This is a genomic window from Thermodesulfobacteriota bacterium (assembly GCA_036482575.1).
In the GTDB taxonomy this organism is placed as follows: domain Bacteria; phylum Desulfobacterota; class GWC2-55-46; order GWC2-55-46; family JAUVFY01; genus JAZGJJ01.
Genome location: JAZGJJ010000157.1, coordinates 1 through 5,668 on the forward strand (window position 1 = coordinate 1; position 5,668 = coordinate 5,668).

A 5,668-nucleotide genomic window follows, 5' to 3' on the forward strand; every position below is an offset into this window, starting at 1 on the left:
TTCCACCCCCCCCACCCCCCTCGCCTACCTCTTGAGCGAAGCGAGCCACCCCTCCTCCAGGACCCGGTAAGAGACGTACAGGGCCGAGGATATCGCCTCATCGAGGCTCTTGCCCCGGCCGAGCCCCTCCAGTATCCTCACGACCGCAGCGACCCCGTAGTCGCGGATTATATACTCGGTGGCCGAAAGGCTAAGGGCATAGGCCGCCTGGGCCTGGGCCCGGTCAAGCCCCATGAAGGAGCCCTCCAGCTGCCTCAAGGACAGCTTCTCGTTGTTCCTCGCTATATTCCTGAGGAGCGCTTTGTGCGTCGCCGCCCTCTTACCCTCTTCGTACTGCGCCAACCCCTCGTTAATCCACACGGGCGCCCTCCGGCTGGATATCCTGTGCACCAGAGCGTGAGTGTATTCGTGGAACATCACCTTCTCAAGAAGGTTGGTCCTTTCGGTTATGCCTCCGACGGGTATCTTTATGCGTCCGTCGTAGATCGCGCCCGCCCACGAAGGGCTCCCGGTTACGTCGCGGAACTTCTCCCGGGAGTAGAGTACCGCGCCTATCCTGTCCTCGGGGTAGTAGCCGAGGTCCGTGCCGATTTTCCTGTAGGCCTCCTCGAGGAGCAGCCCTATGAGATGCCCGGCCACCGCGTTCTCGCCCCCCTCGAACTTTACCAGGAAGTGGCTCCCCTCCTTCCGCCCGAACCCCTCCTCCTCGGAGCGTTCTTTCTTAAGCCTGGAGAGCGCGACCCTTATGGCGGCGTCGCCGGGGTCCGCCTCCGCGCCCTTCTCGAAGTAGTCTATGGCCCTGTCGATATCGCCGCTCTGGTAGTGCTCCTGCCCGAGCTTCGAGTAGGCGCCTTTAAGGAATCTTACCACGTCCGCCTCGGCCTTTAAGGGCTCGATGGTGGCGACCGCCCCCTCAATGTCACCGAGCTTAACCTGCGCGTTCGCAAGCCCCCTCAGGAAGGCCGGGTCTTCCTCGATGGTAATGGCCTCGGTGAAAAGCCTCTTCGCACCGTCGAACTCCCCGGCTTTTAACTCCTCATCGGCCATATGCGCCAGGCTTTGGGCGAGGTAGCCCTTGAGTTCACTACTTTCGGGGGAGTCCCTGAGCGCGCCCCTGAAGAGTATCGACGCCCTGTGGTAGTCGCCCTCTTTGTAGGCCGCTACCGCCTTGTCCGCCCTATCCGGGGTGGAGGGCCTTCCGGCAACAGGGTTCCGTCGGGGCGTAGAAGGCTCGGTGGAGGATTCAGGGGCCGAAGGGGGCTCTTTATCGAGCCTTATGGTGAGAGCGGGGGGGGCGGGGGGGGCCTGCGGGCCGCCTGTGCGGTCAAGTATGTAGTCGTCTGTATAGAGGTGGTATAGTGCGCCGGCGGTGACAAGGAAGGCGAGGAGCGCGATGAGTCCCGAGGAACCCGAACGCTCCGTACCTCCGGAGCGCGGCGCGGGCCGCCTTTTGGGGAAGACACCCCTTTTGCCGTTGGACGAGGGGGCCGTGGGGGCCGAGGGCTCGGCACACGGATCGACTCCGCACCTCGGGCACACCCTGGTGCCGTCCGGGAGATTGGCCCAGCAGCTCTTGCAGAACATCGCTACCTCTTACGCATCTTGACCGCGCCGAGGATCAGGTTGGCTATTACCTCGATGAAGTATATCTCGTCCTCCTTGAACTCCCGGAGGACGACGGTCTGGGCGTTCAATACCCCGAGCGGCTTATCGCCGGAGAATATGGGGTACGAGTACATGGTCTTTATCCTGTACTGCTCCTCCTTTGTCTCCGGGAAGTAGTGGTAGCGCGGGTCCTCCGAGATGTCTTCAATGAGGAGCGGTTTTTTCTCCTTTACGGCGCTGCCGGTTATGCCCTCCCCCACCTTGAGCCTGGCCTTGCCCACGGCCTTCTGCGAGAGCCCGTACGTGCCGCGCAACACCAGATATTCCTTCCCGTCCCAGATGTATATGGAGCATACGTCCACGCCGAGCCTTTTGGCGGTCGTCTCGGCGACGCGCTTCAAGACCTCGTCGAGGTCGTAGTCCGAGGAGGCGAGCATGCTTATCTCATCGAGCGTGATTATCTCCATCCTCTCCCTGTTGGCCCGCTGGACCTCGAAGTAGAACTCGCCGGTGTGGTCGAACTTAAGGGGCAGGAGACTCTCTTTGGAGTAATGGGGATTTATGGCCCTGCTCGCCGCGGGCGCCGGCCTGTACTCGGAAAAACCGCACCCACACGAGAACTTGACCTTCTGGTCGTCGATACGCTCGGACCTCATCTTCTTGCCGCAGCTTCTGCATCTTATAACGGGTTCCACTTATGCCTCCCCTGTCTTTACGGTCTTAATGCCCTCAGCCCTCTTCATCTTCCGAATCTTCCCCTCCCCCTTCCAAGGCCGGGAGCGTTATCCTTACGACCTCTCCCTCGCCGCCCGAGAGGACGACGGGCTCGCCGTCGAGGTTGAGCTCAACCCCGCCGGCATTCCCTATGAGGAGCGAAAACTCCGCGCCGTCCCACTTCACCCGCTCACCCTCCTTCAAGAGCACCTCAAAGGGCTCCCCCCCGTCGAGTTCAACCCTTATCCAGGCATCGCTCACGGCTCGGACAACGAGGTTATGGAGCTTTTCCTCCACATCCTCATCCGCGCCCGCCGCACCCGAACCGGCCCCACCCACCACATCCACCACACCTGATTGGTTGGCGCCTTCCTCCGCCGTGCCCCCCTCAGCGCCCCCCTCAGTCCCCCCCTCCGCCTCCACGGCCGGAGGAACCTCCTCAGGAACGGATAACCCGGCCTCCTCGTTCGTACTCTCTTCTACTTGAACGGTCGGCTCGTTACCGACGGGCGGCCTCTTCGAAAAACCCATATAAACGCCGACCGCCACCACCACGGCAACGAAGGCCATGGCCAAAACGATACCCCGGGTGGGAAAGGGTTCCGGGGAGGAGCCGAACACAACATGCTCCTCTTTAGTCCCCTCGTCCCTGTCTCTTAAGTAGGCCTCAAACCGCAGGAGTGCGTCGTTGGAGTCGAGACCGAGTTGCTTGCAGTAGGCCGCTATAAAGCCCTTTACAAAGGTGGGGTGCGGGAGGGTTTCGTAGTCGTCCTCCTCGAGCGCCTTCAAGAGCCTCGCGCTTACCCTTGTAACCGCGGAGATATCTTCAAGGGACGTCCCCCGAAGCTCCCGCTCCCTTTTGAGGTATTCCCCGGGGCTTTCCATACCGTTCAGCTCTTACTTTAAAAGGTTTATGTACTCTTTGGCCGAGCGACCCATATCCGATTGCGGCGCCAGGTTGACGACCGCCTGAAACGCCCTCCGGGCCCCCTTATTGTCCTTTTTGTGAATAAGGGCAAGGCCGTGATTGTAATGGGCTTCCACAAAGAGGGGGGATATCTTTACGGCGATGGCTAGCGCCTCTTCAGCCTCGTCGTACTTTTCCATCTTGTCATAGGCCATACCCATGTTGTTGTATGCCATCGAATACTCGGGGTTCAACTCCACGGCCTTCCTGTAGCTCCGGACGGCGGCCTTGTACTCCCTCTTGTTGTAGAGGGCCCAGCCAATATTGTTGTGGGCCAGCTCCGGGGTCTTGTAGAAGATGTCGTCCCGGACGACATGGAACTCGGTAATGGCGCGGTCCCACTCCTTTATCTCGGTATAGGCCGCACCGAGGTTCATGTGGGCCTCCATGAACTTCCCGTCCAGCGCCACGGCCTTTTCGAAGCTCAAGATGGCCTCCGAGTACATCTTTTTTCCGAAGTAGGCGAGACCCAGAGCGTTGTGGTGGGTGGGTTCCGAGGGGTCGATCTCCACCGCAGCGGTAAGCTCCTTCAGCGCGTCGGGGAATCTCCTCTCGCTCAGGTGTATCACTCCCAGGTCGTAATGGACGCCCGCATCCTTTTTTTTGTCCACCCTCATCGTAGGGGCGCAGGAGACGGTTGCCACGACTAATATGAATAAAACGGCGGCTTTTCTAATATCCATGCTGAACACCTCTAATTTTTTACACGTTTACATACACGAACATACCTTTTTAATATATCACAGGTCTTCGAAATGGGTCAACCGCTTAAACTCGCGGTACCGGCTGCGTATCTCCTCTATGCCGAGGGTGCCGAGCCTGTCCAGGCTGAAGGCCTCGACGTTAAACGAGGCCATGACGCTGCCGAAGATTATGGCCCTCCTCATGTTGTCCTCGCTCAGGTCGTCGGTATTGGCGAGGTACCCCATAAGCCCGCCGGCAAAGCTGTCGCCGGCGCCCGTGGGGTCGTATATATCCTCGAGCGGGTAGGCCGGGGCTGAAAATACCGAGGTGCCGTTGAACATAAGGGACCCGTACTCGCCGCGCTTGACGATAAGGGCCCTGGGGCCGAGCTCGAGTATCGCCCGCGCCGCCTTCACCAGGCTCGCCTCCCCGGCGAACTCCCTGGCCTCACTCTCGTTTATCACAACGAGGTCCACCCGTTTAAAGAGCCTCCTCAAGGCTTCGGGCTTCCCCTCTATCCAGAAGTTCATCGTGTCGCAGGCGACGAGCCGGGGGCTCTTCACCTGATCAAGGACCCGCAGCTGCAGTTCCGGGTCTATGTTGGCAAGGAAGACGAAGGGCAGGTCCTCGCAGCCTTTCGGGAGCGTGGGGTTGAAGTCGCTGAAGACGTTAAGCTGGGTGTCCAGGGTATGGGCCTGGTTCAGGTCGTAGTCGTAGCGGCCCTTCCAGCGGAAGGTCTTCCCTCCCTTGACCCTCTCGACCCCGTCGACGTTAACGCCCCTCTTACGGAGCATCTCGATGTGCTCCTCCGGGAAGTCCTCGCCCACGACGGCAACGAGGCTTACCTCCGAGATGTGGCTTGCGGCCGTGGAGAAGTAGGTGCCCGACCCTCCGAGCGCATCCTCCACCTTTCCGAACGGCGTCTCCACCGAGTCGAACGCGACCGAGCCGACTACGAGTATGCTCATGGGGTCAGGTACTTTCCTATCAGGAGGTCGAGGTCCTTCCTCGCCTTATCCGGTATGGCCTTGGGGTCGGTTATGACCGCGCACTTAAGCGCGTCCGCGCAGCCGCAGCCGCTCGTGGCGGCAAGCGCGGGGACCGCCTCCTTTATTATGGACCTGGCGGTGGAGACGTTCTTCTTGAGTGTTGCGATAATCATCTCCACCGTCACCGACTCCTCGCTCTCGTGCCAGCAGTCGTAGTCGGTCGAGAGAGCCAGCGTCGCGTAGCATATCTCGGCCTCACGGGCGAGCTTGGCCTCGGGCATGTTGGTCATCCCTATGACGTCCACCCCCCACTTCCTGTATATGTTGGACTCGGCCCTGGTCGAAAACTGCGGCCCCTCCATGCATAAGTAAGTCCCGCCTTTGTGGACCGTGGCCCCGACGGCCCGGGCCGCGTCGAAAAGGGCTGAAGCCAGCTCCCCGCAGACCGGGTCCGCGAACTCCACGTGGCCCACGACCCCTCCGTCGAAAAAACTGCTGACGCGCCTCTTCGTGTTGTCGTAGAACTGGTCCACCACCACTATGTGCCCCGGCTCTATATCCTCCCTCATGCTCCCGACGGCCGATACCGAGATGAGCCGCTCCACCCCGAGCTTCTTCATGCCGTAGACGTTGGCCCGGTAGTTTATCTCGGTGGGGGAGAGCCTGTGCCCCCTTCCGTGCCTCGGGAGGAAGACCATCTTCGCCGTGC

6 protein-coding genes and 1 pseudogene are annotated in these 5,668 nt (G+C 60.6%); all 7 read right to left on the reverse strand.

All coding sequences use genetic code 11. The features are described 5' to 3' along the window. Positions 1–24: 24 nt before the first annotated feature. A complete protein-coding gene (locus V3W31_06940) occupies positions 25–1,584 on the reverse strand; it encodes a tetratricopeptide repeat protein (GenBank protein ID MEE9614674.1) in 1,560 nt (519 codons plus the stop codon). 2 nt (positions 1,585–1,586) lie between these two features. Beyond that, complete coding sequence (locus V3W31_06945; GenBank protein ID MEE9614675.1) at positions 1,587–2,300, reverse strand: GAF domain-containing protein; 714 nt, start codon at positions 2,298–2,300, stop codon at positions 1,587–1,589. 34 nt (positions 2,301–2,334) lie between these two features. Continuing rightward, positions 2,335–2,670: a DUF4115 domain-containing protein gene (locus tag V3W31_06950; protein MEE9614676.1), complete on the reverse strand. Its 336-nt coding sequence runs from the start codon at positions 2,668–2,670 to the stop codon at positions 2,335–2,337. Positions 2,671–3,018: 348 nt separating this feature from the next. Then, positions 3,019–3,204 (reverse strand): annotated as a pseudogene (locus V3W31_06955) (helix-turn-helix transcriptional regulator). 12 nt (positions 3,205–3,216) lie between these two features. Continuing rightward, on the reverse strand, positions 3,217–3,969 hold the full coding sequence (locus V3W31_06960) for a tetratricopeptide repeat protein (protein ID MEE9614677.1): 753 nt from the start codon (positions 3,967–3,969) through the stop codon (positions 3,217–3,219). Positions 3,970–4,026: 57 nt separating this feature from the next. After that, the gene (locus tag V3W31_06965) at positions 4,027–4,938 is read right to left on the reverse strand and encodes a PfkB family carbohydrate kinase (GenBank protein ID MEE9614678.1); all 912 of its coding nucleotides are present in this window, start codon (positions 4,936–4,938) and stop codon (positions 4,027–4,029) included. Further along, the coding region (locus V3W31_06970; GenBank protein MEE9614679.1) for an MTAP family purine nucleoside phosphorylase at positions 4,935–5,668 on the reverse strand (734 nt) is incomplete at its 5' end. The genes V3W31_06965 and V3W31_06970, both read right to left, overlap by 4 nt.

Excerpts from the sequence above, each read along its gene's own strand:
- V3W31_06940 (MEE9614674.1), bottom strand. The coding sequence starts at position 1,584 with ATGTTCTGCAAGAGCTGCTGGGCCAATCTCCCGGACGGCACCAGGGTG.
- V3W31_06960 (MEE9614677.1), bottom strand. The coding sequence starts at position 3,969 with ATGGATATTAGAAAAGCCGCCGTTTTATTCATATTAGTCGTGGCAACC.
- V3W31_06965 (MEE9614678.1), bottom strand. The coding sequence starts at position 4,938 with ATGAGCATACTCGTAGTCGGCTCGGTCGCGTTCGACTCGGTGGAGACG.